The following is a 24707-nucleotide window of genomic DNA, read 5'->3' as shown; positions in this document are numbered from 1 at the left end:
TTACATCGAGATGTTCTACAACCCGACCCGCAAGCACGCCCGCAATGGTATGCTCTCACCTGTCGAGTTCGAGCGACGACACCAAACCTAACCCCGAAGGTGTCTACAGAACGCGGGGCTATTCAGACGGCCCGTCATCCTCTATGCTCGCAAGTGCTGCTGCCGCCCGCGAAACGATCGCCTCGTCTTCAGTTGTCATACGATCTTTGATCGCATTGACCTGCTGGAGCACCTCGTCAAGTTCGGTTTCCCTGCGACGAATGCTATCCAGGCGGGTGCGTATGTCAGCAAAAATTTTTGCCAGCGTCGCTAGCAATGTCAGCACTCCAGCCTGTACAGGCTTTAACCTACCGAAGGCCTCAAAGATCCCGCGCGGAAGGCTCCAAGTGCCCACTTTAGGTCGGGGGCGAGCGTGGCCAGATCGGGACTTTTAAGAAGTTCAGTCAGCTCGCCCAACATCATCTCTCCCGCCTCCACGGCCATCTTCTGAGTGAGAGCAGCATTTTCTTCAGCCTTTGCGGCCGCCTCCTCCCGTTTGATCGCCTCCTGCTCAGCCTTGAACAGGCACACCGGGGAGATGTTCCTTCCTAGTAAAGGCCTTAGGCGTTCCGCGCTGAATATCGGTGTCTAGATTCAGCGCGGCATACTTCCACCAGCTGGCCCGTCTGGGTTCCGGTGTCCAGCGACGCCAATAATAGACGGCGTCGCGCCGAAAACAGTGCGCAATGGCAGGCAAGCGACATGCTCCTTCAAGCATGTAACACACCCATGTAATACAGCTGAGACTAGCTGCGACTCCCCATGGGGCCGAAAACTAACCTTTTCAATGACTTATGGGAAAGTTGGCTGGGGTGCCAGGATTCGAACCTGGGAATGCCGGTACCAAAAACCGGTGCCTTACCGCTTGGCGACACCCCAACTGGCGCGGTTCCTACACGGTTTGCCATGACCGTGCAACATGGGTGCGAGCAAGATAAAAAGCCTGCATCAGGCGCTTGAATGGGACGGCAAGCGCGGCTATAACCCGCCCCATCGCGACTGGCAGCAATCACCCATTTCGGTGCTACTGCCAATTGATTCCCGGATCGCGACCCTGACGGAGTATAGCGCAGCCTGGTAGCGCACCTGCTTCGGGAGCAGGGGGTCGAGTGTTCGAATCACTCTACTCCGACCAATCAAGCCCGGCCTCTTCGGAGGTCGGGCTTTTTGTTGGAGACAGCGCTTAGCCTTCGGCGTCGTGGCGAAAAACCGCGAGCATCTGGGTGGCGATGTCCTGCACCGACAGGCGCCCCTCGCGATACCAGCTATGCGCGTTGTTGATCAGCGACAGCAGGAAAATGCGATAGGTGGCGCGGTCGAGCCGCTCCGGCAGCGGCAAATCGTCGATCAGCGCGATGAACAGTGCTTCGAAGGCGTCGCGCCCGGCGATCATCTGCTCGCGCACCCCTGGGGGCACGGATTGCAGATCATGCATCAGGGGTATCGTGATGGAGCTGGGGTCGACCTGCAGTTCCAGCAGCGTTCGGCAGGCCGCTTCCAGGCGCTGCCAGGGCTCGTCGAGCCCGTCCATGGCGCTGCGGATGCGGCCTTCTGCCCGTTTCAGGGCCGCGTTGTGGATGCGGATATAGAGCGCTTCCTTGGAGTCGATGTAGTAATATAGCGAACCGCCGCGCAGGCCGACTTTGGTGCCGATGTCGCGAATCGAGGTGGCGACATAGCCGCGCTCGGCAAACAGCAAAGCGGCGCTTTCCAGAATGTCCTGCTGCCGATCGCTGATTCTCGCATCCGGTCGGCCGGCAGCGCTCTTGTTATGCGTCTTGTCCATTCCGGCCTGTCCACCTGCGGGCTGAGCAGCCTAATGCCTAGCGCAAAACTTGGCCATGCGGGAAGCGGACAGAGCCTCCCGCGAAAAACCACCCGCCGCCTATCCCAGCCACAGTGCAATTTGAGAGAAAAACACACAGGTTTTTAACGATGCCGTGAGGTGTGATTGTGTTGCGCCCGAAAGCGTTTGTATGAATCGAGCGGCTTGGGGGATGAGCAGAGGCGACCCGGACGCGCCAGGCACCGGGATGGATCTTAGCGCCGGAGTTTGGCTTTGCCGTCCCTATCGACATCAGCGCTTGCTGAATTGCTGGAACTCACCGCCCGCATGCTGCATTCGCGCGGCTACGCGGCCGAGCTGTTTCCGGCGCAGTGGGCCGCCTTGCGCTATTTCTCCCGCGCCCCCGAGCATATGCGCACCGCCAGCGCGCTGGCCCGCTTTCAGGGGCTGGGCAACGGCCCGGTGAGCCGCACGGTGCGCACGCTGGTGGCGAAGGGCTTCCTGCATCAGGCCGCCGAACAGCCCAAGGGCCGCGCCCGGCTGCTCGAGCTCACCCCCGCCGGCCTCACCATGCTGGAGCATGACCCCACCCAGGCGGTCGAGGCGGCCCTGACCGAATTGGCGCCGGAGCAGCAAGCCTGTTTTGCGCGCGCCCTCGAGCTGGTGGTTCGCCGGCTGTCGGCTGAGCGTTAGTCCGACGCCCCCGCTAAAAACAAAAAGGCCGGCGCAAGGCCGGCCTTTTCAAAAATGCTGTCGCGGCGGCTTAGCGCTTGGCGAACAGGCTCCAGGCGCCGGTCACGGTCAGCGCGGCCAAGGCCATCTTGAGCACGTCCCAGACGATAAAGGGCTGGATAGCGCCGGCGAAGGCCGAAGCAACCACATTGTTCTGATCGATCCAGCCGGCATTGCCCGAGAGCACCAGCAGCCAGGCAAAGCCCAGCACCAGCAGCACGGCGTCGGCAACCAGCATGGCCGCAAACAGAGTCAGCGGCTTGCCCGAAGCGCCCTTGTCCGCGGCGTAGCCAATGATGGCAGCCATGGCGAGGAAGCCGAGCAGGAAACCGCCGGTCGGGCCGACGAGATAGACGAGGCCCCCGCCGGTGGCGAAGACGGGCAGGCCCATCGCGCCTTCCAGCAGATAAAGCGCCACGGTGGCAACGCCGATGCGCAGGCCGAACGCGGCGGCAAGGCCAGCGATGGCAAAGCCCTGCAGCGTCACCGGCACCGGCCACACCGGCACGTTGATCTTGGCGCAGAGGGTGATGAGCAGCGTGCCGAGCACGACGGTTGCGATATTGGACGCCAGCTTAGCGGCATCGCCCTTGGGCTGGAACGCGCCGAGCAGCGTGTTGGGCGTGGTCAAAGTCACAGCCATTTCATACCTTCCATGCTTCATGTGAACCGGCGTCCTCTCCCAGGCCGCCTGTCGTTCAAAAACTATAATCTCTTTAGTCTGTCGATAAAGTGAGCGCAATGGCGTCCCCCACCCAAGCCCTGTCGTTCGACCGCGACTTTGACCCTCAAACCGGTCACGCGGTCCCCGTGGCGCCCGGCATAACCCGCGTCACCGCGCCCAATGCCAGCGCCTATACGTTCACTGGCACCAACAGCTTTTTGCTGGGCCATGAACGGCTTGCGCTGGTCGATCCGGGGCCGATTGATCCAACCCATTGGGCCGCGCTCACCCGCGCCATCGCCGGACGGCCCGTTGACGCGATAGTTCTTTCGCATACCCACAAAGACCACAGCGCCGCCGCGGCGCAGATGGCGCGCGCGTTGGACGCGCCGCTGTGGTTTGGCGGCCAGCATCGCCTGTCGCGCCCGCTGCGCCGATTCGAGCGCAACCCGATCCGCAATTCCTGCGACTGGGATCTGGTGCCGGACCGCATCCTTGTCGATGGCGAAACCATCACCGCCGGCGACCTCGCCATCACTGTCCACACCACACCCGGCCATTGCGCCAATCATCTGGCCTTCAGCGCCGGCGATATCCTGCTCAGCGGCGATCATGTCATGGGCTGGAATTCGACGCTGGTCTCGGTGCCCGATGGCTCGATGGCGGATTACTTCGCCTCGCTCGACAAGGTGATCGCCCTGCCCTGCCACCGCTATGTCCCGGCCCATGGCGGCCCCATCGCCGATGGCCCGACCTACGCCACCGCCCTGCGCGCCCATCGCCAGTTGCGCAACCAGCAGGTGCTCGCGGCCGTCCACGCCGGTGCTCGCACTGTGCCGGCCATTGTCGCGACCATCTATCCGGCTCAGCCGCTGCCGGTGCGCCGCGCCGCCGGCATGACCATCACCGCCCATGTCGAATATCTGGAGGGATTGGGGCAGCTGCGGGTCAGGCGCAGCCTGTTGGGCACCAGCATAGCCAGCGTCTGACGGGAGAACGCCGCCGCGCTACTCGACCGGCACCACCGGGATCGCTTCGACGTCGGCTTCAACCGGCGCATTGGCATTGGGGTTGTCGCGCAGCAGCGTGGTCACTGCGTCGTCCAGCGCGATCATGAAGGCCTCGATGCGTTGGCCGTTAGAGCCAAAATCATGCAGCGCATTGAGCGAGGCCGAGCGCATATCGACCACGGCCTCGTCCGGCCCTCCGGTCACGCGAATCACCACCTCCTCGCGCCAGCCCGGCAGCGTGACGATCTGGGCGTTGAGCTGGCCGGCGGCCAAGCCTGCCGCCGGTTCGCGCAGCCGCCTTATGTCCCAACCCTGCTCAGCCACCAGCGCCTGCACCAGCGCGAAAGTCTGCGTCAGCCCCAGCGGATAATCGCGGGTTTCCACATTGGGAAAAATCGTGGCCATCTCGGCCGGTGCCAGCAGCTTGGGCGGCGGCATCGCCGCCGTACCCGGCTCGAAGACTAGCGGCAGTTGCCCCCGCTGGGTGGTGGCGATATCGGTCACCGCCGGATAGCGCAGCAGCAGATTGCCATACCAGCCATAGGGCAACAGGCAGAGCGCGCCGAGGAACAGCCCGGCAAACCCCAGGCCCCAGCCCCGATCCCCGGTCTGCCATAGCCGCCCCAGCGCCACCAGCGCCGTCAGCACGGCCAGCAGCGCCACCGCACCGGCCACCAGCGCAACCACCAGGAACACATCGCTGGTGATCAGCCGGAAGCGATGCAGCAACACCGAAATGATGACGAGCGGCACCGCGACGCTACCCAGCCGCCGCGCCCAAATCGCCCATTTCGATGTCCGGATCAGTATGCGCAACGCCGCCCCTTAACCTGCGCCCCAAGACTAGCGACAAGGTCTTGCCTGAGTTTGAAGATTTTTTGGGTTCTGGATTGGAGAACGCACTGAACCCACAGTCGACACCCTCCCCCTTGCGGGGAGGGATCAAGGGTGGGGGTAGATTAGCCGCGATATCGGGGCTCTCGCACCCCCTCCCGGCTCGATCACGGACTTAGCGAAGGGCTAAGTCCTATCTCGCCTCCCTCCCCGCAGAGGGGGAGGGTGGCAGACTGATAGACTTTATCCGCATTCCTACGGATAAAGCCGCGAACTCGCCCAACCCGCACCATCGCGGGTAAACCGCACCCGGTCATGCAGCCGGAACTCGCCGTCTTTCCAGAATTCAATGCTGCTCGGCACGATGCGAAAGCCCGACCAATGCGGCGGCCGCGTCACTGGTCCATCGTCGATCCTGGTGGCCATTTCTGTCACGCGGTCGAGCAGGATCATCTTGTTCTCCAGCACCCGCGACTGATCGGATGCCGACGACGCGATCTGGCTACCCTTGGGGCGGCTGGCGAAATAGGCGTCGGCCTCTGCCGGCGCCACCACTTCCACCGGCCCGCGCACCCGGACCTGCCGGCGCAGCGATTTCCAGTGCATCACCAGCGCCGCCTTGGGCTGGGCCAACAGCTGGTGGCCCTTGTCGCTGTCGAAATTGGTGAAAAAACAGAACCCTCTGGCGTCGTGCGCGTTAAGCAGCACCATGCGCACATCGGGCAGGCCGTCGGCATCGACGCTGGCAACCGCCATGGCGTGGGGATCGTTGGGCTCGGCCTCCTTGGCCAGCGTAAACCACTCTTCGAACACCGCAAACGGGTCGAGATCGGTGCGGTCGCTGTCGTCAAACAGGCGTTCGGTCAGCGTTTGCAGCATAGACTTATCATCCCTTCGTCGCGGGAAACTGGACAAGGCGGGGGGCCGTCGCCATATAGAACGTGAACCTTGGGGCAAGCAACGCCCGACTCATTGAATGGACCAGATGCGCGATCCCTATACCGTGCTTGGGGTGCCAAGATCGGCGAGCGAAAAGGACATCAAGTCCGCCTATCGCAAGCTGGCCAAGAAGTATCACCCCGACCAGAACCCAGACAATCCATCGGCGCACGGCAAATTTGCCGAGGCGAACAATGCCTATGAGCTGTTGAGCGACGCCGACAAACGCGGCCAGTTCGACCGCGGCGAGATTGATGGCGACGGCAATCCCAAATTTGCCGGCTTCAGTCCCGGCCAGCGCGGCGCGCGGAGCGGGGCTGGTGGCGCGGCCGGTGGCTTCTCGGCCGAGGACATCCTCAAGGAATTCATGAGCGGCTTTGGCGGCCAGCCGCGCGGCGGCATGGGCGGTCGTGGCCCGGGCGCCGGTGCGCAATGGGACCCGTTTGCCGGAACCGCCAGCGCTGGCACCGGTGGCGGTGGTCGCAGCCTCAAGGGCGAAGATATCGTGGTCAACGCCACCATCTCGCTGGAAGACGCCCATAAGGGTAATTCGATCCCGGTGCGCATGCCCACCGGCAAGGTGCTGTCGGTCAAGCTGCCCGAAAAGGTCGAGGAGGGTCAGCAGATCCGCCTCAAGGGCCAGGGCTCGCCTGGCCTGGGCGAACCCGGCGACGCGCTGGTCACCGTGCGCTTCGAAAAATCCAAGCAGTTCCGCCGCGACGGCGCCGATCTGCGCACCGACGCCGCGCTGACCCTCTACGAGGCGGTACTCGGCGCCAAGGTGCGGGTAGCGACGCTCGACGGCTCCGTCGAACTCAACCTGCCGCCCGGCGTCGACACCAGCAAGGCGCTCCGTCTCAAAGGCAAGGGCCTCTATGGCGACGGCGATCTCTACGTGAATCTGCGGGTCGTCCTGCCCCCCGGCGGCGACCCGGACCTCGAAGCCCTGGCAAGATTCATGCGCGACCAGAAGCCGTATAAGGTTCGGGACTAGTCCCAAGCCCGGCAGGTCACCCCCTCCCAACCTCCCCCATCATGGGGGAGGTGTGACCTGTGGTTGACCTGAGTTCGTGCCCCAAGCTCGATCTGATACCTCCCCCTTGAAGGGGGAGGCTAGGAGGGGGTGGGGCCCCAAGCCGCGTTCTACTCCCGCGGTGCCGCCGCCCGCGTCAGCCGGTCATTGATCGCCTCGCCCAGCCCCATCTCCGGAATCGGCGCCACCGCGATCACCCCTGCCCCCGTCGCATCCAGCTCATGCAGCATCGAGAACAAATTCCGCGCCGCCTCGCGCAGATCGCCGCCCGCTGACAGGTTTCGCATCGTCCCGGCAAAGTCCGGCGCGGCTCCAAACGCCAGAAACGCTTCGCCATCCCTCGGCTCGGCATTGAGCCGCATCTGCGCATTGGGCGCATAATGGCTCGCCAGCATCCCCGGCGCCGCCACCGCCGCGTTTTTCGCCGCTACCGCCACCGTCACCCCCAGCCGCTGCTCGATCTCGCTCCGCGCCACCGCCCCGGCGCGCAATTGCACCAGCCGCTCGCCCTCGATCCGCAAAATCGTCGATTCCACTCCGGCCCGGCACGGCCCGCCATCCAGCACCGGCACGCGCCCGCCAAAGCCGCGCCGTACCTGCGCCGCCGTAGTCGGCGACAGCCGCCCCGATGGATTGGCCGAGGGCGCGGCCAGTGGCCGACCGACGGCCGCAATCAGCGCCAAGGCCAGCGGATGATCGGGAATCCGGATCGCCACGCTATCGAGCCCGGCCGTCGCCACATCGGCCAGCCCATTGCCCGGCCGTGCCGGCAGCACCAATGACAGGCTCCCCGGCCACAGAGTCGCCACCTGCAGCGCCAGCGGCGAGAATTCGGCAAAATTCCGGGCCATCGCCAGATCAGCGCAATGGATGATCAGCGGATTGAGCCGCGGCCGGCCCTTGGTCTCGTAAATCGACAGCACCGCATCGGCATTGGTGGCGTCGGCGCCGAGGCCATAAACGGTCTCGGTGGGAAAGGCGCAGAGCTGGCCGGCGCGCAACAGGGCGGCGGCTTCCTCAATGGTCGCGGGGTCGGTGATAACGGGCTCGGTCATCCGCGTTGTTTGACAACCGGACCCCGGCGCGTCAAGACGAAGCGACGAATCAACCGGAGACGCATGTGACCACGCTGCTCGTCAGCCAGCCGAACTTTGCCGATCATGTGACGCCGCAGGGTCATCCCGAGCGCGCCGACCGCATCAGCGCCGTCGAGGACGCGCTCGCCCGGTCGCGCTTCGACAAATTGCTGCGCCGCGACGCCCCCAGTGGCGATCTGATGCTGGCCGAGCTGGTGCATGACAGCCGCTATCTGGCCCGCCTGCGCGACAGTCGTCCCGCCGAAGGCATCGGCCAGCTCGATAGCGACACCTTCATTTCCGGCACCTCGCTGGCGGCCATTGCCACCGGGCTGGGCGGCGCGCTGGCAGCGCTGGATGCGGTGCTGCTGGGCGAAGTCGACAATGCCTTCTGCGCCATTCGCCCGCCCGGCCACCACGCCGAAATCGCCACGCCGATGGGCTTTTGCCTGATCAACACCGTGGCTATCACCGCCCGCGAGGCGCAGCGTAAATATGGCGCCGAGCGCGTCGCCATAATCGATTTCGACGTGCATCACGGCAATGGCACGCAGGATATCTTCAAAGACGATCCCAGTGTGTTCTACGCCTCCAGCCACCAGATGCCGCTGTTTCCCGGCACCGGCCGGCCCGAGGAGGTCGGCGTCGGCAATATCGTCAATATTCCCCTCGATACCGGCAGCGACGGCGAAGCCATGCGCGACGCTTATCTGACCCGCATCATTCCGGCGCTGGTCGATTTCTCCCCCGATCTGATCCTGCTCTCGGCCGGCTTTGACGCGCATCAGCGCGATCCGCTGGCCCAGCTCAATTGGCAGTCGAGCGACTTCGGCTGGCTCACCGGAAAGTTGATGGATGTGGCCGAGCGCCGCTGCGGCAACCGCATTGTGTCGCTGCTCGAAGGTGGGTATGACCTCAAGGGCCTGGCCGGGGGCGTTTCGCACCATGTCGCCATGCTGCTGGACGGCGCCACTGGGCGTCTCGAAGACTAGGATTAAGTACCATGCCCGAGAATGACGACGTCAAGACGCTGAGTTTCGAGGCCGCTCTGGCCCAGCTGGAAGAAATCGTCGGCAAGCTCGAATCCGGGCGCGCGCCGCTGGCCGAATCCATCGCCATCTATGAGCGCGGCGAAGCCCTCAAGGCCCACTGCGAAGCCCTGCTGCGCACCGCCGAAGCCCGCATCGAAAAAATCACCCTGTCGCGCGACGGCAAGCCCACCGGCACCGAGCCGCTGGACGCCTGAAACCGGTCATGACCACCAGCAAATCCATCCGCAATTTTCGCATCGTGCTGTGGGTGCTGGTCGCCGTCGTGGCGATCGGCGCCACTGCGCTCTATGTATTCCAGCCGCCCAAGCGGCCGCTCGGCGTCACCGGCCAGGAATTCACCCTCGCCTCCACGGCGGGCGGCAATTTCACCCAGAACGATCTGCGCGGCGCGCCGAGCCTGGTCTTCTTCGGCTATACCCACTGCCCCGATGTCTGCCCCACCACGCTGGCCGAAACCACCGCCTGGCGTGAACAGCTGGGCCTGACGCCCGAACAGTTGCGCATCATCTTCGTCACCGTCGATCCGGCCCGCGACACGCTGGAAGCAATCAAGGGCTATGTCGAAGGCTTTGATTCCTCGATCATCGGCCTCGTCGGCGACGAAGCGCAGACCACGGCCGTCAAGGCGGCCTTTGGCGTCGTCGGCCAGCGAGCCGACGGCTTTGCCGCAGACGACCCGTATTATCTGGTCGATCACACCGCCCTCACCTTCCTTATCGGCGCCGACGGGACCTTTGTGGGCACCGTGTCCTATGAGGAATCCCAGGACGTGGCGCTGGCCAAGGTCAAACGTCTGGTCAACAAATGAGCGAACGCATCCGCCTCGATCTGGCGCTCGAACAGCGTGGCCTGGTGCCCAGCCGGGCCCGCGCCCGCGACGCCATTCTGCGTGGCACCATCACCATTAACGGCGTCACCGCCGTCAAGCAGAACCAGATGGTGGGCCGCGACGACAGACTGGCGATTGACGATCCCGCCGCCAATTACGTCTCGCGCTCCGCCCTCAAGCTGGTGGCCGGGCTGGAGATCGCCAATATCGACGCCACCGGCCTCATCTGCCTCGATGTCGGCAGTTCCACCGGCGGCTTCACCCAGGTGCTGATGGAACGCGGCGCGCGCCGCATCTATGCCGTCGATGTTGGCCACGACCAATTGCATCCGCGCCTCAAGGGCAGCGACCGCGTCGTCAGCATGGAAGGCGTCAACGCCCGCGACCTGACCGCCGAAATGATCCCCGAGCCGATCAATCTGCTGGTCTCGGATGTGAGCTTTGTCTCGGTCACCAAGGTGCTCGCCGCGCCGCTGGCGCTGTGCAGCCCTGTCGCCTCGGCGATCATCCTGTTCAAGCCGCAATTTGAAGTCGGTCGCCGCAATGTCGGCAAGGGCGGCATCGTCACCAGCGCCGAAGCCATCGAGGCCGCACTCGAGGAAGTCATCGCCTTCGTCGCCGAACAGGGCTTTGCCCATCAGCACTCCATCACCTCCCCCATCGCCGGGGGCGACGGCAATGTGGAGACCGTGCTGGTGTTCGGGCGCGGCGCGGCCTGACCCCAATTTGTGTTTGCCGGTCGCATGGGTTAGGGCAGGACAACGCTCCCCCTAACATGATCGGACCCGACCATGGCTGACGCCAATGATGACTATGTCTATGACGAACAGACCGGCGAGTGGCGCCCTGCTTCAGAAGTCGCAGCCGAGGCCGCAGCGGGCCCGACCGTCGTCGACGCCTCCGGCACCGTGCTGGTCGATGGCGATTCCGTGGTGCTGATCAAGGATCTCAAGGTCAAAGGCGCCGGCCAGACCCTCAAGCAGGGCACCGTGATCCGCTCGATCCGCCTGACCGATAATCCCGAAGAGATCGACTGCCGCTACGACGCCATCAAGGGCCTGGTGCTGCGCACCGAATTCGTCCGCAAGCGCTAAGCGGCTCTGGCCTCACCCCAATCACCGCGCAGTTCCTCCCCCTACCAGGGGGAGGTTAGGAGGGGGGCCGCCCCCTCAGTTCCGCGCAAACCCCACTGCGCCCTCGCGCCCGGTCTGGCCGCGATGGCGCAGCGCGTGATCCGCCAGCACCAGCGCCATCATCGCCTCGCCCACCGGCACCGCCCGGATGCCGACACAGGGGTCATGCCGCCCCTTGGTGATGATATCGACGTCCTCATTGGTCGTGGTCACCGTCTGGCGCGGCGTCAGGATCGATGAGGTCGGCTTCACCGCAAAGCGGCACACCACCGGATCGCCATTGGAAATCCCGCCCAGAATGCCGCCGGCATGGTTGGACAGGAAATAGGGCCGCTCGGCCCCAGCCCGCATCTGATCGGCATTGTCGACGCCGGTCAGGCTCGCCGCCTCAAACCCCGCCCCGATTTCCACCGCCTTCACGGCATTGATGCTCATCATCGCCGAAGCGAGATCGGCGCTCAACTTGCCATAGACCGGCGCGCCCCAGCCTGCCGACACACCCTCGGCCACCACCTCGATCACCGCACCGACCGAATTGCCGGTCTTGCGGATGCCGTCGAGATAGTCCGCCCACACCGCGGCCGCCGTCGCGTCGGCACAGAAAAACGGGTTCTGGTCGACCTGATCCCAGTCGAAATTGTCGTAGTCGATCTTGTGCGGCCCCACCTGCACCAGGCTGGCGCGAATGGTCACGCCGGCCAGCACCTGCCGCGCCACCGCACCTGCCGCCACCCGCGCTGCGGTTTCGCGCGCCGAGGTGCGGCCGCCACCGCGATAATCGCGGATGCCATATTTCTGGTCATAGGTGTAGTCGGCGTGGCCGGGCCGATATTTGTCGCGGATTTCGGCATAATCCTTGGAGCGCTGATCGGTATTCTCGATCAGCAGCGAAATCGGCGTGCCGGTGGTGCGCGGCCCATCGGTGCGCTCATCCTCGAACACGCCCGACAGAATCTTCACCTCATCGGCCTCGCGGCGCTGGGTAGTATATTTCGACTGCCCCGGCTTGCGGCGTTCCAGATCGCGCTGGATCAGTTCGGGCGTCAGCACCAGCCCCGGCGGGCAGCCATCCACCACCACGCCAATCGCCGGCCCATGGCTCTCGCCCCAGGTGGTGAAACGAAACAAATGTCCGAAACTATTGAAAGACATGGCGCGGCCTCATGGTTGGCCGCTTTCTAGGCAGCGCAGCCCGGCAGGTCAATCGAGCCAGTTCTCCACCCGCAGATTTGGCACCCGGGCGAACTCGCGGACATTGGCAGTGATGAGGGTCAGGTCGAGCGAAAGCGCGTGTGCGGCGATCAGCAGATCGTGCGATCCAATCGGCGTCCCCCGCGCGTTCCAGCCCGGCTCGAAGCCGCCCATAGTGGTAATCCGCCGGTCCCCCGAATGGGAGAATAGTCAGGCTGCCGAGCAGCAATTCAAGATTGCGCTCAAGGCGCGACGAAGGTCTCTTGGCAAAGCCAAACTGAATTTCCGCAGATGTGATGATACTGATGCAAGCCCGGTCGACTCCATAGCCCACCAGCCGGGTGCGCGCTTTGCCTTCCTGCGGGCTGCGGATCAGGTCCGAGACGATATTGGTATCAAGCATGGCCTTTATCAGGCTCAAAGGATTACATCTCGCAATGGCGGAAGATCGTCATCGGTGATGTCAGGCCACTCCTCTATGGTGAGGGGCTCCATCTCATCGAGAGCCTCAAGCAACGACTTCCTTGGCTCGACGATGAGTCTGTCTCCATCGCGGCGGATATTCACTTCGCCCAAGGGCAACTCGAAACCTGGCGGCAAGACAACGATCTGCGCACCATCGTCCGTACGCTCCAGCCGCGCAATTGCCGACATTACTGGCTTGATCTCGTTCACTGGGCGCCTCCATCAGGCAGATGCCCAAATATAGGCCCGATGGCCGCCCCTCACAAGCTGGGTGCGCAGCGACCGCCCCCTACCCCCGCAGCAATTCCATCTTCCCCGGGGTAAAATGCATGATCGCGTCCTGCGGCGGGGCCCAGTTGATCACGTCGAGGATCGGCGCATGTTCGATCAGCACACGCAATGTGCGGGCGATGCCGCCATGGGCCACCACCACCGACGGGCCCTTGAGCACGGCGGCAAATTCGGCCAGCCGAGCTTCCACGTCGCGGTAGTTCTCGCCGTCCTGGGGACGATAGTCCCAATAGTCGGCGGTGCGCTCGCCCGGCGCGATGGCCATATTGGCCGGCAATTGCTCGAACAATTCGCCTTCCAGCACGCCGAAGGAAATCTCCATCAGCCGCACGTCATACTGAACATCGGGGAGATGGGTGGTGAAGCCGGCGCGCACCCGGTCCATGGTCTCGCGCGTCCGCCCCAGCGGCGAAGCGTGCCATTCGAACGCATTGGGGTCGAGCCCGCGTTCGGCGAACAGGGCGGCCAGGGCCACCCCGTTCTGGCTGGCCTGGCCACGGCCCTTGTCGTTGAGCGGAATATCCTTGCGCCCCTGATAGCGGCGTTCGGCATTCCAGGGCGTTTCACCATGCCGGATGAAGTAGATTTCCGGCCAGACCAGGGCTGTCATTGCACATTCCCGCGCCGCTGCCGACGCGTCCTATCGAAAGAGAGGGCCTATTCGTTGGCTGCAGGCTCGACATTGTCCAGCAGCTTCATGCCGACGACATTAAAGCCGGCGTCGACATAGTGGATTTCGCCGGTGACGCCGCTGGCCAGGTCGCTCAGCAGATACAGCGCCGAGCCACCGACATCGTCGGTCGAGACGTTCTTGCGCATGGCCGAATTGGCTTCCTGCCAGTGCAGCATGTCGCGCAAGCCCGAAATGCCCGAGGCGGCGAGGGTCTTGATGGCGCCGGCCGAGATGGCGTTGACGCGAATGCCATTCTTGCCCATGTCGACGGCGAGATAGCGCACCGAGGCCTCAAGCGCTGCCTTGGCCACGCCCATCACGTTGTAGTTCGGCACATACTTCACCGCGCCATAATAGGTCAGCGTCAGCAGCGCCCCGCCCGGCTTCATCAACGCTTCGGCGCGCTTGGCGACGGCGGTGAAGGAATAGACCGAGATATTCATGGTCATGGCGAAGTTGGCGGCGCTGGTGTCGATATAGCGGCCTTCCAGCTCGTTCTTGTCGGAAAAGCCGATGGCGTGGACGACGAAATCGAGTTCGCCCCACTTGTCCTTGATCTGGCGGAAGGTCTCGTCCATCGCCGCGTCGTCGGTCACGTCGCATTCGACGAGGAAATCCGAGCCGACTTCGGCGGCCAGCGGCTCGACGCGGCGCTTCAGCGCTTCGCCCTGATAGGAGAAGCACATTTCCGCGCCCTGCGCATGCAGCGCCTTGGCGATGCCCCAGGCGATCGAGCGGTTGTTGGCGAGGCCCATGATCAAGCCGCGCTTGCCTGCCATCAATCCAGTGGCCATTGTTGTGTTATCCCTTGCTGGAGTCGTTGCGCCGGTTGTGGCACATGGCGGCCCGTTGGGGCAAGTTCGCCGCCCGCAATAGCCCGCCAAACTCCGGTTTTTCCATGACAGTTTCCGCCGCCGAGATCGTTACCCAGCTCACCGCGCTCTTGGGGAGCAATGCCGTGATCGGCGAGCTCGGGCAGATGGGCGCCTATCTCGAGGAGCCGCGCAAGCGCTTCCACCAGAAAGCCGCCGCCATCGCCCTGCCGGCCAGTGTGGAACAGGTGCAGACCATCGTCCGCTGGGCTGCCGAACATGGCGTTGGCCTCATCCCCCAGGGCGGCAATACCGGGCTGGTCGGGGCGCAGGTGCCCTTGCGCGGCGACGAAGTGATCGTCAGCCTGTCCAAGCTAAATCGCATCCGCACCATCGATGTCGCCGCCGGCACCATGACCGCCGAAGCCGGCGTCATCCTCGAACATGCCCACGCGGCGGCCGAAGCCGAAGGGTGCATTTTCCCGCTCTGGCTGGCCTCGCAGGGGTCTGCGCGCATTGGCGGCGTGTTGTCGTCCAATGCCGGCGGGGTCAATGTGCTGGCCTATGGTAATGCCCGCGAGCTCACCATGGGCGTCGAGGCGGTGCTGGCCGATGGGCGGCTGTATCAGGGCCTCAATTCGCTCAAAAAAGACAATACCGGCTACGATCTCAAGGATCTGCTGGTCGGGGCCGAGGGCACGCTGGGCATAATCACCGCCGCCACCCTCAAAATCTTCGCCAAGCCGGAGGAGTATGAGACAGCGCTGGTCAACATCACCGGCCCCGAGGCGGCACTCACCCTGTTCCAGCTGCTGCGCGCCCGCATCGGCAGCCGCCTCAATGCCTTCGAGATCGTCCCGGAGCTGGGTCTCGAGATGCAGTTGCGCCACGGCATGCTCGACCGCGACCCCAGCGCCGGCCCCTCCCCCTGGTATGCGCTGATCGAAGTCTCGCGCATGGCGGGCGGTCAGCCCGGCACGCTGCAAGCCGCCATCGAAGCCGCTTTTGAGCAGGGCCTGCTCGACAATGCCGTGTTCGCCGCCTCGCTGGCAGAGCGCAACCGCATGTGGGCATTTCGCGAACAGATGAGCGAAGTCCAGTCCAAGGAAGGCGCTTCCATCAAGCATGACGTCTCGGTGCCTATCGCCGCCGTACCACAGCTGATCGCCGAAGGTAGCGCCGCCGCTATGCGCCTGGTGCCCGGCATCCGCCCGGTGCCGTTCGGCCATATGGGCGACGGAAATATCCACTTCAATTTCAGCCAGCCCATCGGCGCCGACGCCAAGGCCTTCATGGCCGCCTCCGACGAAAAACTGCATGAGGCCATCTACGAGATCGTGCTGAAACTCGGCGGTTCCGTCTCCGCCGAACACGGCATCGGCCAGCTCAAGGTCGACTTGCTCAAGCAGGTGAAAGACCCGGTGGCGCTGGACATGATGCGCGCCATCAAGGCCGCGCTCGACCCCCAGGGCATCCTCAACCCGGGCAAGATGCTGGGCTAGTTGGCCGTCCCACAGTCACAACCATGTGCCGTCTTGCACCCGGCCCTCACCACCGCCATCTATGCGCCATGCTGCTCAACATTGCTTTTCTCGACGACGCCACGCGTCCCCCGGTGCAAAAACTTGAAGGTCTGACCGACGCCCAGCGTGGCCCCGGCCTGCACCTCAAGCAGATTCACGACCATCTGCGCCACAATATGAAAACCCTTAGCGCGCTGATCGAACGCGCCAATGCCGGCACGGTCACGCCCGCCGAAGTCGCCGCCGAAACCGGCGATCTGGCGATGATCGCCAATTACCGACGCTTCGGAAACCTCTGCGGCCAGTATTGCCAGGTGGTCAACACCCACCATTCCATCGAGGATCACCACCTGTTCCCGGTGCTCGCACAAAAGGGCGACGCCTTCCGCAAAATCGCCGAACGCCTGCAGGCCGAACACGTCGTGGTGCATGAATTGCTGGTCCGGCTGGTCGACGCGCTGAATGCTTTGGCGCGCGAACCTGGCCCCGACAATTTCATCGCCGCCCGCACCGTCTATGAGGCGCTGGAACGCGTGCTGCTGTCCCATCTCGGCTACGAAGAAGACGCCATCGGCGACGCGCTGGGCTATTTCGAGATCATGTAGGGCAATTACCGCCTCTCCCAACCACCGGCCTCACCCTCCCCCTTGCGGGGAGGGAGAGCGAGATAGGACTTAGCCCTTCGCTAAGTCCGTCATCGAGCCGGGAGGGGGGCGGGAGCCCCAATGATCGTGGCTAAACACCCCCACCCTTGATCCCTCCCCGCAAGGGGGAGGGTGTCGACTGAGAGTTCAGTCCCTCAAAACAAGCTCAGCTGCCGCGTCGCCTTTTTCGGCGCCGGCTTCTCCAGCGTCGCCGGCTCGATCAGCCCGGGATCATCTTCCCGGGCCGAATTCACCCGCGTCGACACCGGATGAAATTTCAGCGCTCCATCAGCCAGCGGCAGCGCCAGTTGCTGGGCGTCGGCGGCCCGGATTTCGCGCACATTGAGCCAGTCATCAATCGCCGCACCATCCAAAATCACCGGCATGCGGTGATGGATTTCCGATAATTGCTGATTGGCCGGCACAGTGATCGTCGCCACGCTGTCGATTTCCTCGCCATTCGGCCCCATCCAGCTGGCGTAAAGCCCGGCCAGCGCCATCGGCCGGTCGTCTTCCATGGTGATGTAATAGGGCTGCTTGGATTTATCGGGATTGGTGTGCCACTCGTAATAGCCACTGGCCGGGACGATGCAGCGGCCATGCTTGAGCGTATCGCGAAACGCCGGCTTGTTGGCCATCGATTCGGCGCGGGCATTGACCAGCAGCGAAAATTCGCGCGGATCCTTCACCCAGCCGGGCACCAGCCCCCAGCGGGCAAAATGGCCTTCGCGCCGGCCATGAGCTTCCCAGATCGCGGTAATCGGCTGGGTCGGCGCGATATTATAACGCGGCACCACCGGCACCGAGCCGAGCAGCTTAAACAATTCCGCCATCATTTCGGGGGGAAGCGTTGAAGCATAGCGTCCGCACATGGTCCTGCCTCCTGAATCAGTGCAGTAGAGGTAGTCTCTGCGGGATCGAATCGCAAATGAGTCCCAAGTGACTGATGAAACTCCAAATGCGGCCAGCGTGGCCATCGTTCGGGACGGCAAGGTCCTGCTGATCAAGCGCGCCTATGCGCCCTACCAGAATCTGTGGACCCTGCCCGGCGGCCGCCTCGAGCCCGGTGAAACCATCGAGCAATGCGCCATCCGCGAAATCTCCGAGGAGGTGGGGCTGGTCATTCGCAATCCGCGCCCGGTGATGGTGCAGGCCCTGGGCCGTGACAGCACTTTTCGCCTCGCGGTGTTTGCCACCGGCGATTTCACCGGCCAGGTCCGCGCCTCCGATGAGGTGGCCGACCATATGTGGATGGACCCCGTCGCGCTGATTGCCCTGCGCACCACCACGCGGCTCGATGACGTCTTGGCGAAGGCCTTCGCAGTTCTGGCGCAAAACTGATAAGAACAGGCACCACGCTGCGGACCGCCATCTTGACCCTGTTTCGTCCTGCCCTCCTCGCCCTGCTCTTCGTCCTGACTGCCGGGCCGAGCCTGGCCATCGATCCGCCCTATCAGCGGCGGATGGAGCGGCTGGCCGAGATCATGGGGAGCCTGTATTTCCTGCAACCGCTCTGCGCCGCCGGCACCGAGGATTGGCGCGCCCAGATGGCCGAGCTGATCACGCTCGATGAGCCCGACGAAGACCGCCGCCAGCGCCTCGCCGGGGCCTTCAATGTCGGCTACACCGCCTATTCGCGCTCGCACCGCGCCTGCACGCCCGCCGCGCGCGAAGCCCTGACGCGCCTGCTGAATGAGGCCGAGCGCACCGCCCGCGACATCCATACGCGCTTCGCCGAATAGGCCCGCCTGGGGGCCACTCGCTACAATCCCCTACGTGCCGTTAACCTTCGGGTTACTTCCTGCGCGCCTGTCAAATAACAGCGTGCTAATTCCAGATTCATGACTTCCAGCAAAACCATGTTTGAGCCCGCCTCCGGGCGTGGCGTCTTCGACCGTGATCAGGGCGAGCGGCAGCTGGCGCTCGAATATCTGGCCGAGGCGTGGAATCATGCCGAAGATGATGGCGTGCAGAGCGCCGCCTTGGCCCATGCCTCGCTGTTTGCCGCGCTCGCCACCTTCGTCAAAATGCATGGCGACGAAGCCACCGCCGACCTCATCGCCCTCCTCCCCGACCGCATCCGCTCGGGCGAATACAATCTAGACCGCATCTTGCAGTAACCCCCTTCTTCCCCTCGCCCCTTGTGGGAGAGGGACAGACCTGACGCGTTCAGCGGAAGGTCAGGGTGAGGGGTGCTGCGCCCGCCTATGCTTCAATGCTCGTGGCCCCACCCCACCCTCATTCCCTCCCCATCGAAGGGGAGGGAGGCGCAGGTTGCGATGGTAGTGTTCATCGTCTCCCTCCCCCTTGTGGGGAGGGATCAAGGGTGGGGGTGTCACACCCACCGGCCTCAGGGGAGAGGGAAGCGCCTTACGCTTCCGCCAGCGCCTCGAGAAACCGCATCGGCTGCCCCACCGACGGCGTCACCAGCTCCCCCTGCCACATCACCCGATGGCCGCGCACCACCGTACCCACCGGCCAACCGGTCACCGTCACCCCATCATAGGGCGTCCAGCCGGCGCGCGACTTCACCCACTCATTGGTAATCGTCTCGCGGCGCTTCATGTCCACGATGGTCAGATCGGCGTCATAACCCACCGCGATGCGCCCCTTATTGGCGATACCGAACAGCCGGTTCGGCCCGGCGCTGGTCATATCCACGAAACGAGCCAGGCTCAGTTTCCCCGCATTCACATGGTCCAGCATGGTCGGCACCAGCGTCTGCACCCCGGTCATGCCGGAATGGCTGTCGGGATAGGGATGGTCCTTTTCCTCGCGCGTATGCGGCGCGTGGTCCGAGCCCAGAATGTCGGCCACGCCATTGGCCACCCCGCCCCAGATCGCCGCGCGATGCTTGGCATCGCGCACCGGCGGGTTCATCTGCGCATAGGTGCCCAGTTTCGTATAAGCCGTCTCGTCCAGCGTCAGATGATGCGGCGTCACTTCGACACTCGCCACATCCTTGTGGTCGGCCAGATAGGCGATTTCCTCGCCGGTTGAGATATGCAGCACATGGATGCGCTTGCCGGTCTTGTGGGCCAGCCCGACCAGGCGCTTGGTGCAATTGAGCGCCACCTCGGGCGAGCGCCACACCGGATGGCTCGACGGATCGCCCGGCACCCGCAAATGCTTGCGCTCCTCGAGCATGAATTCATCTTCCGAGTGGAAGGCGGCGCGGCGTGAGATCGCCCGCAAAATGGCTTCCACGCCATCATCATCCGCCACCAGCAGCGAGCCGGTGGACGAGCCCATGAACACCTTGATGCCGGCGCAGCCCGGCAGCTTTTCCAGTTCGGCCAGCTCGCCGACATTCTCATGCGTGCCGCCGATATAGAAGGCGAAGTCGCAATGCATGCGGTTGGTGCCGGCGGCGATCTTGGCCTCGAAGGTCTCGCGCGTCGTGGTCAGCGGATTGGTGTTGGGCATTTCAAACACCCCGGTCACGCCGCCCATCACTGCCGACAGCGAGCCCGATTCCAGGTCTTCCTTATGGGTCAGCCCCGGCTCGCGGAAATGCACCTGCGTATCGATGACGCCGGGCAGGATATGCAGCCCGGTGCAGTCCACTATTTCAGTCGCCGAGTCGCCAACATTGCCCAGCGCCACGATCCTTCCGTCACGCACCGCGATATCGGCCAAGCCCTCGCCGTCCTGGTTGACCAGGGTCGCGTTCTTGAAAATAGTGTCGTACTGCGCCATGTCTGGTCCCCGCCTGTCTATCTCTCAGGCCGGTTTAGCGGACGCTCCGTCCGGGAAGCAAGTAGATCATGACCATCCATCTCCGCGCCGATCGTGCCGTGTTCCGTTTCTCCGGGCCCGATGCGCACAAGCTGCTTAATGATGTGGTGACCGGGCATATCCCCACCGCCGACGAAATCGGCACCGCTGCCGCCTGGGCACTGCTCTCGCCACAGGGCAAGATCCTGGCCGAGGGGCTGGCCGGCCAGGCCGAGGACGCCATCTGGGTCGATGTCCACCAATCGGTCGCCGATGATTTCTTCAAGCGGATGAAAATGTACCGCCTGCGCGCGCAGGCCGTGATCGACGATCTGCGCGACAGCCACCGCGTCGGCTTCGCCACCACGGCCGAACCCGCTCTGGTCAGCCACGCCGACAGGCTTGGCCCAGTCCAGCTCGGCTGGCGCGTCATCGCCCCGGTGGCGGCCAGCGCAAGCTGGATGCAGGACGATCACGCCTATCAGGCTGCCCGCATCGCCGCCGGCATCCCGGTTCAGGGCAATGACTTCCCCGCCAATGACGCCTTCGCCCATGATCTGGGCCTCGACATCACCGAGGGCATCGACTTCGTCAAAGGCTGCTATGTCGGCCAGGAAGTGGTCAGCCGGATGAAGCATCGCGGCACCGCCCGCCGCCGTCCGGTCATCGTCTCGGGCATCACCGCCCCCGCCGGCAGTGCCGTTACCGCCGGCAGCCGCGACGCCGGCACGATCGGGCAAGTGGTCGATGGCAGCGCCGTCGCCATCCTCCGCCTCGACCGCCTCACCGATCTGGATGCCGTCACCGTCGACGGCAAACCGGTCACCGTCACCCTGCCCGCCTGGGCCAGCTACGCCTTCGGCGAGACCACCCCGGCTGAGGACTGATCACCTAGTCAGCTTTGGCGTATCGGTTCCTGCGCCTCCCTCCCCCCTGAGGGGAGGGATTGAGGGTGGGGGTCGTCCAGTTAGCCACGATGCCACCCCCTCCCCGGCCCTCCCCTCAAGGGGGAGGGAGGAAAAGAGCCGATTGTCTCAGACAGACATGACGTCGCTTTAGGGGCGAAAGTGTCAGTGAACACGCCCCCTTCCGCCGATTACGTTTTAGCGAATCGTGTGCTTTGGCTACTCTCGGCGCTGACTGTCCGTTAGCATTTGGGATCCCATGACACGCAATTCCACGCGCGCCTGGCAACGCATGTTGTCTGGCCGCCGGCTCGATATTCTCGATCCTTCACCGATGGATGTCGAACTCTCCGACATCGCCCATGGCCTCGCCCGCGTTGCCCGCTGGAATGGCCAGACGCATGGGGATTACCCGTTTTCGGTGGCCCAGCATTCGGTGCTGGTGCTCGAGCTGTTCCGCGCCCACAATCCCGATTGCGAGCCGGCGGCGCAGGCCCAGGCGCTGCTGCATGACGCCCCCGAATATGTGATGGGCGACATCATCTCCCCGTTCAAGGCGGCGATGGGCGGCAATTACAAGGACGTGGAAAATCGTCTGCTCTCGGCGATCTATCTGCGCTTTTCGCTGCCTGCCAGCATGCCCGCGACCCTGGCCAAGCAGGTCAAGAAAGCCGACCGCGAAGCCGCGTTTTTCGAGGCCATCCATCTGGCCGGTTTCGCCGAAGCCGAGGCCCGCAAATTCTTCGGCGCCCCCAGCCTGCCGGCTTTCGATGTCGACGCCTTCGACCGGCTGATCCGCCCCTGGCCGACCCGCGAAGCCCATGACCGCTTCATCGCCGCCTTCGAGGCCATTGCCGCCTGACCGTCGCCGTCGGCGCTGGGGACATTAACCTTAACAAGCAATTAACTTTGCCCGGTTCAGGCCATTATGGTTTCTGAGTGGTTAAGACAATGCCGCCATACGCTTCATTTCGGGACGGACCGCCATGAATCTGCCAGATCGCCATCTATTGCTCGGCATGACCTTGGGGGCCGTCTGCGCCACCGCCCTGGCCGCCGTCGGTCCCGGCGTGGTGCTGCAGGCCTTCGGCGATGAATCAGCCATCCATGGCGTCGACCCCTCGCGCCTGGTGCGCTTCGAGGAGCGCGACTATCTCGTTGATTATGAGGACTGGGTGGCCACCGACCCGCTGGCCACCGCGCGCGTCAAAAAGGTCGAAGCCGGCAAGGTCAGCTATGTGACCATCACCACCACCGATACCGGCACCTATTCCTCCGACGCCATGTTCTCCCGCCACGTCCAGTATCCGGGCATCAGCGTGCAAAGCGCCGAGCCGGACCGGAATTTCTTCCGCTACTGGAGCCACGGCGCCTGGTCAGGCTTCAGCACCGGCGTCGCCGGGTCCTTCACCTATTACCAATCCAGCCGGAACTAGCCGAACAGCCAGCCGCTCTTGAACTTGTAGAACACGTGCAGCCCGATCTGGGTGACCTTGGTCATGCGCGGGGCCCAGGCTGGGCGCACGTAAGTGGCATGGTAATGCGTCGCGTCGGCCACTTCGGTCAGATAGAGCGAACCGGCGGTGAAGCGCTGCGCAATATCTTCGGCCTGCGCCCAGGACTCGCGGTCATTGATGGTTTCGGGGATGCCGTCGCAGGCAAAGGAGAACTGGCAGGCATTGCGCTGGGCCTGGTTCTGAAACACCACGCCGCAGATGGTGCTGGGATAGCGATGATCCTTGACGCGGTTGAGCACGACCTGCGCCACCGCCACCTGACCGCGATAGCTCTCGCCGCGCGCTTCAAAATAGATCGCCGTCGCCAGGCACCAGAGTTCCTTGTCGGACACCTGCATGGCGCTGCCGGTCGAAAAGCCCCCGGTGACCGGGTTATTGGCCCTGGCATAAGCCAGCTGTTCGGAAGCCATGGCCGGCAGCGGCAGCGCCGCTGCGGTGGGGGCAATCCCGGCAATGGCGTCAAGCGCCGCAGCCGTCGAGGGGTTGATGGACGCCACCGACATGCGCGGCCCGATTTCCACATCGCCCGTCGCCGGAATGGCCGCCAGTCGCGACTGGCCCAGATCGGTCGGATCGAGCGGGGCGCCACGCAAGGCGGCGAGCCTGGTGCGGACTTCCTGAAAGCTGCGTGAAATGGCCAGCACGTCAGCCTTGGGGCGCAGCCGGTCGGTCTTGGCGGCGCGGTTGGGGCCGGTAAAGCTGGCGGTCTGGAACAGATGATCGACCGAGCCGGTGATCACCGGATCAGCGCCGGAATAGGAAATCGAGGCAGCTACGAGATCGACGTCGGACGGCAAAGCATCGCCAAGCTCGGCCGCAGGGCCAAACGCGCCATTGGTGAGCCCGGCATAACCGAGACCACAAAAAATCCCGACAGCCAGCAACCTGGTGAAGGGATGGCGGCGAACCGCTCGGGCCGGGCGCGAACGCACCGACCGGTGGGAAGAAGCCATTAAACGCTACTCAACGCTACGCAACAAAACTACTGATCGGCGAAAGTGACGCTAGAATGCCGACAAAGGTGATGATGTCTGATTAGGGTTAGCAGCCGGTAAACAGGCATTGCGGCACGGCCATGGGTTAACCATGGCCAGCTTCGGGCAGGATTGTGATTGGCGGATTTGTCGCAGGGATGTCTAGCGGAACACGCGATGTCATTCCACACTCGATGTCATCCCGGCCTTGAGCCGGGACCCATCCTGAGATCTCGAGATGGGCCCCGGGTCGAGCCCGGGGTGACACCGTGGTTGGGACTGGGTTAGCGAACGACCCGGCTAACTACACGCCGCAACCACGGGCGCGACTTCCTCGACGAAGCTATCGACCCGGAACCGCACGCTCAGCGAGCGTGAATTGACCGGGGTCACCCGCACCGTGAGATTGGTGGCGCCGTTGAGGCCATCGAGGAAAGTGGCCGCGTCCGCCGTGGTGTTGAGCAGGATGGCGGTGTTCTCGGGATTGACCGGCAGCGTGCGGCTGCGCCCGGCCTGCAGATCATATTGCAGGGTAATGCCCGCATCGCGCCCCAGCGCCGACATGGTGTTGCCGGCAAAGCTGAACGCCACCCGCAGCACGCCATCATCGCCGCAGGAGACGGTCATGGTGGCCGGGGCTCGCCCGCTGGGCCGCGCCGGAATCAGTTGCTCGGATTGCAGCGAGACGCTGAGCGCATTGGCCCCGCCATCGCCGCTCAGGAAGATCGCATCATAGCAGGCCAGCCGCTCGCCATCGGTGGCGATAGCGGTGCATTGGGCGACGCCCGATTGGGCCAGCACGGCGGTTGAGGGCATGGCAAACAGTGGCAGCAGCGCTAGAACCGGCAATAATTTCACGTCGGTATCG

32 protein-coding genes, 2 tRNA genes and 1 pseudogene are annotated in these 24707 nt (G+C 64.1%); 17 read left to right on the top strand and 18 right to left on the bottom strand.

The features are described 5' to 3' along the window. Nucleotides 1-118: 118 nt before the first annotated feature. From ACX3OZ_RS05230 to ACX3OZ_RS05220, 3 genes are all read right to left on the bottom strand, one after another. A complete protein-coding gene (locus ACX3OZ_RS05230) occupies nt 119-316 on the bottom strand; it encodes a hypothetical protein (protein WP_459103970.1) in 198 nt (65 codons plus the stop codon). 26 nt (nt 317-342) lie between these two features. Beyond that, the gene (locus ACX3OZ_RS05225) at nt 343-570 is read right to left on the bottom strand and encodes a hypothetical protein (RefSeq protein ID WP_459096718.1); all 228 of its coding nucleotides are present in this window, start codon (nt 568-570) and stop codon (nt 343-345) included. A gap of 273 nt (nt 571-843) precedes the next feature. Next, nucleotides 844-918: transfer RNA gene (locus ACX3OZ_RS05220), tRNA-Gln, on the bottom strand. A gap of 179 nt (nt 919-1097) precedes the next feature. On the opposite strand from ACX3OZ_RS05220, the gene ACX3OZ_RS05215 reads away from it, so the two are divergent. Then, nucleotides 1098-1174 (top strand) — tRNA-Pro (locus ACX3OZ_RS05215). A gap of 48 nt (nt 1175-1222) precedes the next feature. On the opposite strand, the gene ACX3OZ_RS05210 is transcribed toward ACX3OZ_RS05215, so the two are convergent. Then, nucleotides 1223-1825, bottom strand: a complete 603-nt coding sequence (locus ACX3OZ_RS05210) for a TetR/AcrR family transcriptional regulator (RefSeq protein WP_459096717.1) — start codon at nt 1823-1825, stop codon at nt 1223-1225. 273 nt (nt 1826-2098) lie between these two features. Here ACX3OZ_RS05210 and ACX3OZ_RS05205 point away from each other — a divergent pair, with 273 nt between their 5' ends. After that, the gene (locus ACX3OZ_RS05205) at nt 2099-2518 is read left to right on the top strand and encodes a MarR family winged helix-turn-helix transcriptional regulator (RefSeq protein WP_459096716.1); all 420 of its coding nucleotides are present in this window, start codon (nt 2099-2101) and stop codon (nt 2516-2518) included. Between the two features lie 70 nt (nt 2519-2588). Here ACX3OZ_RS05205 and ACX3OZ_RS05200 read toward each other — a convergent pair whose 3' ends face one another. Then, nucleotides 2589-3200: a biotin transporter BioY gene (locus ACX3OZ_RS05200; RefSeq protein WP_459103965.1), complete on the bottom strand. Its 612-nt coding sequence runs from the start codon at nt 3198-3200 to the stop codon at nt 2589-2591. Nucleotides 3201-3298: 98 nt separating this feature from the next. Here ACX3OZ_RS05200 and ACX3OZ_RS05195 point away from each other — a divergent pair, with 98 nt between their 5' ends. After that, nucleotides 3299-4210: an MBL fold metallo-hydrolase gene (locus ACX3OZ_RS05195; RefSeq protein ID WP_459103964.1), complete on the top strand. Its 912-nt coding sequence runs from the start codon at nt 3299-3301 to the stop codon at nt 4208-4210. Between the two features lie 18 nt (nt 4211-4228). Here ACX3OZ_RS05195 and ACX3OZ_RS05190 read toward each other — a convergent pair whose 3' ends face one another. Next, a complete protein-coding gene (locus ACX3OZ_RS05190; protein WP_459103963.1) occupies nt 4229-5047 on the bottom strand; it encodes a DUF1499 domain-containing protein in 819 nt (272 codons plus the stop codon). A gap of 273 nt (nt 5048-5320) precedes the next feature. Further along, nucleotides 5321-5944, bottom strand: a complete 624-nt coding sequence (pdxH, locus tag ACX3OZ_RS05185) for a pyridoxamine 5'-phosphate oxidase (protein WP_459103962.1) — start codon at nt 5942-5944, stop codon at nt 5321-5323. Nucleotides 5945-6050: 106 nt separating this feature from the next. Here pdxH and ACX3OZ_RS05180 point away from each other — a divergent pair, with 106 nt between their 5' ends. Then, on the top strand, nt 6051-6998 hold the full coding sequence (locus ACX3OZ_RS05180; protein WP_459103969.1) for a DnaJ C-terminal domain-containing protein: 948 nt from the start codon (nt 6051-6053) through the stop codon (nt 6996-6998). Nucleotides 6999-7147: 149 nt separating this feature from the next. Here ACX3OZ_RS05180 and ACX3OZ_RS05175 read toward each other — a convergent pair whose 3' ends face one another. Further along, a complete protein-coding gene (locus tag ACX3OZ_RS05175; RefSeq protein ID WP_459103961.1) occupies nt 7148-8092 on the bottom strand; it encodes an L-threonylcarbamoyladenylate synthase in 945 nt (314 codons plus the stop codon). 65 nt (nt 8093-8157) lie between these two features. On the opposite strand from ACX3OZ_RS05175, the gene ACX3OZ_RS05170 reads away from it, so the two are divergent. From ACX3OZ_RS05170 to ACX3OZ_RS05150, 5 genes are all read left to right on the top strand, one after another. After that, a complete protein-coding gene (locus tag ACX3OZ_RS05170) occupies nt 8158-9105 on the top strand; it encodes a histone deacetylase family protein (RefSeq protein ID WP_459103960.1) in 948 nt (315 codons plus the stop codon). Between the two features lie 11 nt (nt 9106-9116). Further along, nucleotides 9117-9359: an exodeoxyribonuclease VII small subunit gene (locus ACX3OZ_RS05165; protein ID WP_459096709.1), complete on the top strand. Its 243-nt coding sequence runs from the start codon at nt 9117-9119 to the stop codon at nt 9357-9359. An 8-nt stretch (nt 9360-9367) separates the two neighbouring features. Next, a complete protein-coding gene (locus ACX3OZ_RS05160) occupies nt 9368-9973 on the top strand; it encodes an SCO family protein (RefSeq protein ID WP_459096708.1) in 606 nt (201 codons plus the stop codon). Next, nucleotides 9970-10713, top strand: coding sequence for a TlyA family RNA methyltransferase (locus ACX3OZ_RS05155; RefSeq protein WP_459096707.1), 744 nt, complete (start codon nt 9970-9972; stop codon nt 10711-10713). Before ACX3OZ_RS05160 ends, ACX3OZ_RS05155 begins: the two co-directional genes overlap by 4 nt. A gap of 72 nt (nt 10714-10785) precedes the next feature. Further along, nucleotides 10786-11088, top strand: a complete 303-nt coding sequence (locus ACX3OZ_RS05150) for an alkylphosphonate utilization protein (RefSeq protein WP_459096706.1) — start codon at nt 10786-10788, stop codon at nt 11086-11088. Nucleotides 11089-11163: 75 nt separating this feature from the next. On the opposite strand, the gene aroC is transcribed toward ACX3OZ_RS05150, so the two are convergent. From aroC to fabI, 6 genes and pseudogenes are all read right to left on the bottom strand, one after another. After that, a complete protein-coding gene (gene aroC, locus ACX3OZ_RS05145; RefSeq protein ID WP_459103959.1) occupies nt 11164-12279 on the bottom strand; it encodes a chorismate synthase in 1116 nt (371 codons plus the stop codon). 48 nt (nt 12280-12327) lie between these two features. Beyond that, nucleotides 12328-12492 (bottom strand): hypothetical protein, encoded by a 165-nt coding sequence (locus ACX3OZ_RS05140; protein ID WP_459096744.1) that lies wholly within the window; start codon nt 12490-12492, stop codon nt 12328-12330. Nucleotides 12493-12517: 25 nt separating this feature from the next. Then, nucleotides 12518-12721, bottom strand: a pseudogene (locus ACX3OZ_RS05135) (PIN domain-containing protein); the annotation flags it as partial. A 14-nt stretch (nt 12722-12735) separates the two neighbouring features. Then, complete coding sequence (locus ACX3OZ_RS05130; RefSeq protein ID WP_459096704.1) at nt 12736-12993, bottom strand: antitoxin; 258 nt, start codon at nt 12991-12993, stop codon at nt 12736-12738. Nucleotides 12994-13072: 79 nt separating this feature from the next. Then, entirely contained in the window at nt 13073-13684 is a 612-nt protein-coding gene (locus ACX3OZ_RS05125) for a histidine phosphatase family protein (protein ID WP_459096703.1), read from the bottom strand. A gap of 47 nt (nt 13685-13731) precedes the next feature. Further along, on the bottom strand, nt 13732-14541 hold the full coding sequence (fabI, locus tag ACX3OZ_RS05120; RefSeq protein WP_459096702.1) for an enoyl-ACP reductase FabI: 810 nt from the start codon (nt 14539-14541) through the stop codon (nt 13732-13734). A 104-nt stretch (nt 14542-14645) separates the two neighbouring features. On the opposite strand from fabI, the gene ACX3OZ_RS05115 reads away from it, so the two are divergent. Next, nucleotides 14646-16061: an FAD-binding oxidoreductase gene (locus tag ACX3OZ_RS05115; RefSeq protein ID WP_459103968.1), complete on the top strand. Its 1416-nt coding sequence runs from the start codon at nt 14646-14648 to the stop codon at nt 16059-16061. Between the two features lie 68 nt (nt 16062-16129). Next, nucleotides 16130-16687, top strand: coding sequence for a hemerythrin domain-containing protein (locus tag ACX3OZ_RS05110; RefSeq protein WP_459103958.1), 558 nt, complete (start codon nt 16130-16132; stop codon nt 16685-16687). 194 nt (nt 16688-16881) lie between these two features. Here ACX3OZ_RS05110 and ACX3OZ_RS05105 read toward each other — a convergent pair whose 3' ends face one another. Then, the gene (locus tag ACX3OZ_RS05105) at nt 16882-17598 is read right to left on the bottom strand and encodes an SOS response-associated peptidase (RefSeq protein WP_459103957.1); all 717 of its coding nucleotides are present in this window, start codon (nt 17596-17598) and stop codon (nt 16882-16884) included. Between the two features lie 67 nt (nt 17599-17665). On the opposite strand from ACX3OZ_RS05105, the gene ACX3OZ_RS05100 reads away from it, so the two are divergent. The 3 genes from ACX3OZ_RS05100 to ACX3OZ_RS05090 all read left to right on the top strand — a co-directional run bounded on the left by ACX3OZ_RS05100 (nt 17666) and on the right by ACX3OZ_RS05090 (nt 18846). Beyond that, nucleotides 17666-18067: an NUDIX hydrolase gene (locus ACX3OZ_RS05100; protein WP_459096698.1), complete on the top strand. Its 402-nt coding sequence runs from the start codon at nt 17666-17668 to the stop codon at nt 18065-18067. A 32-nt stretch (nt 18068-18099) separates the two neighbouring features. Further along, a complete protein-coding gene (locus tag ACX3OZ_RS05095) occupies nt 18100-18468 on the top strand; it encodes a TIGR02301 family protein (RefSeq protein WP_459103956.1) in 369 nt (122 codons plus the stop codon). Nucleotides 18469-18567: 99 nt separating this feature from the next. Then, nucleotides 18568-18846, top strand: coding sequence for a hypothetical protein (locus tag ACX3OZ_RS05090; RefSeq protein ID WP_459096696.1), 279 nt, complete (start codon nt 18568-18570; stop codon nt 18844-18846). A 250-nt stretch (nt 18847-19096) separates the two neighbouring features. Here the strand turns inward: ACX3OZ_RS05090 and ACX3OZ_RS05085 are convergent, their stop codons facing one another. Then, entirely contained in the window at nt 19097-20425 is a 1329-nt protein-coding gene (locus ACX3OZ_RS05085) for a dihydroorotase (RefSeq protein ID WP_459096695.1), read from the bottom strand. A gap of 68 nt (nt 20426-20493) precedes the next feature. On the opposite strand from ACX3OZ_RS05085, the gene ygfZ reads away from it, so the two are divergent. From ygfZ to ACX3OZ_RS05070, 3 genes are all read left to right on the top strand, one after another. Beyond that, nucleotides 20494-21330, top strand: a complete 837-nt coding sequence (ygfZ, locus tag ACX3OZ_RS05080) for a CAF17-like 4Fe-4S cluster assembly/insertion protein YgfZ (protein ID WP_459096694.1) — start codon at nt 20494-20496, stop codon at nt 21328-21330. Between the two features lie 277 nt (nt 21331-21607). Continuing rightward, nucleotides 21608-22210 (top strand): YfbR-like 5'-deoxynucleotidase, encoded by a 603-nt coding sequence (locus ACX3OZ_RS05075; RefSeq protein WP_459096693.1) that lies wholly within the window; start codon nt 21608-21610, stop codon nt 22208-22210. Between the two features lie 124 nt (nt 22211-22334). Then, on the top strand, nt 22335-22784 hold the full coding sequence (locus tag ACX3OZ_RS05070; RefSeq protein ID WP_459103955.1) for a hypothetical protein: 450 nt from the start codon (nt 22335-22337) through the stop codon (nt 22782-22784). Here the strand turns inward: ACX3OZ_RS05070 and ACX3OZ_RS05065 are convergent. Together ACX3OZ_RS05065 and ACX3OZ_RS05060 are read right to left on the bottom strand one after the other, a co-directional pair. Continuing rightward, nucleotides 22781-23818 carry a cell wall hydrolase gene (locus tag ACX3OZ_RS05065; RefSeq protein WP_459096691.1) on the bottom strand — a complete coding sequence of 346 codons (1038 nt, stop codon included), beginning with the start codon at nt 23816-23818 and terminating at the stop codon, nt 22781-22783. The two genes, ACX3OZ_RS05070 and ACX3OZ_RS05065, sit on opposite strands and share 4 nt — an antisense overlap. Before the next feature lie 321 nt (nt 23819-24139). Further along, nucleotides 24140-24697 carry a hypothetical protein gene (locus ACX3OZ_RS05060; RefSeq protein ID WP_459096690.1) on the bottom strand — a complete coding sequence of 186 codons (558 nt, stop codon included), beginning with the start codon at nt 24695-24697 and terminating at the stop codon, nt 24140-24142. Between the last annotated feature and the right edge of the window lie 10 nt (nt 24698-24707).

The organism is Devosia sp. A369 (assembly GCF_054489345.1).
This window is presented reverse-complemented; position numbering and strand designations above follow the sequence as displayed.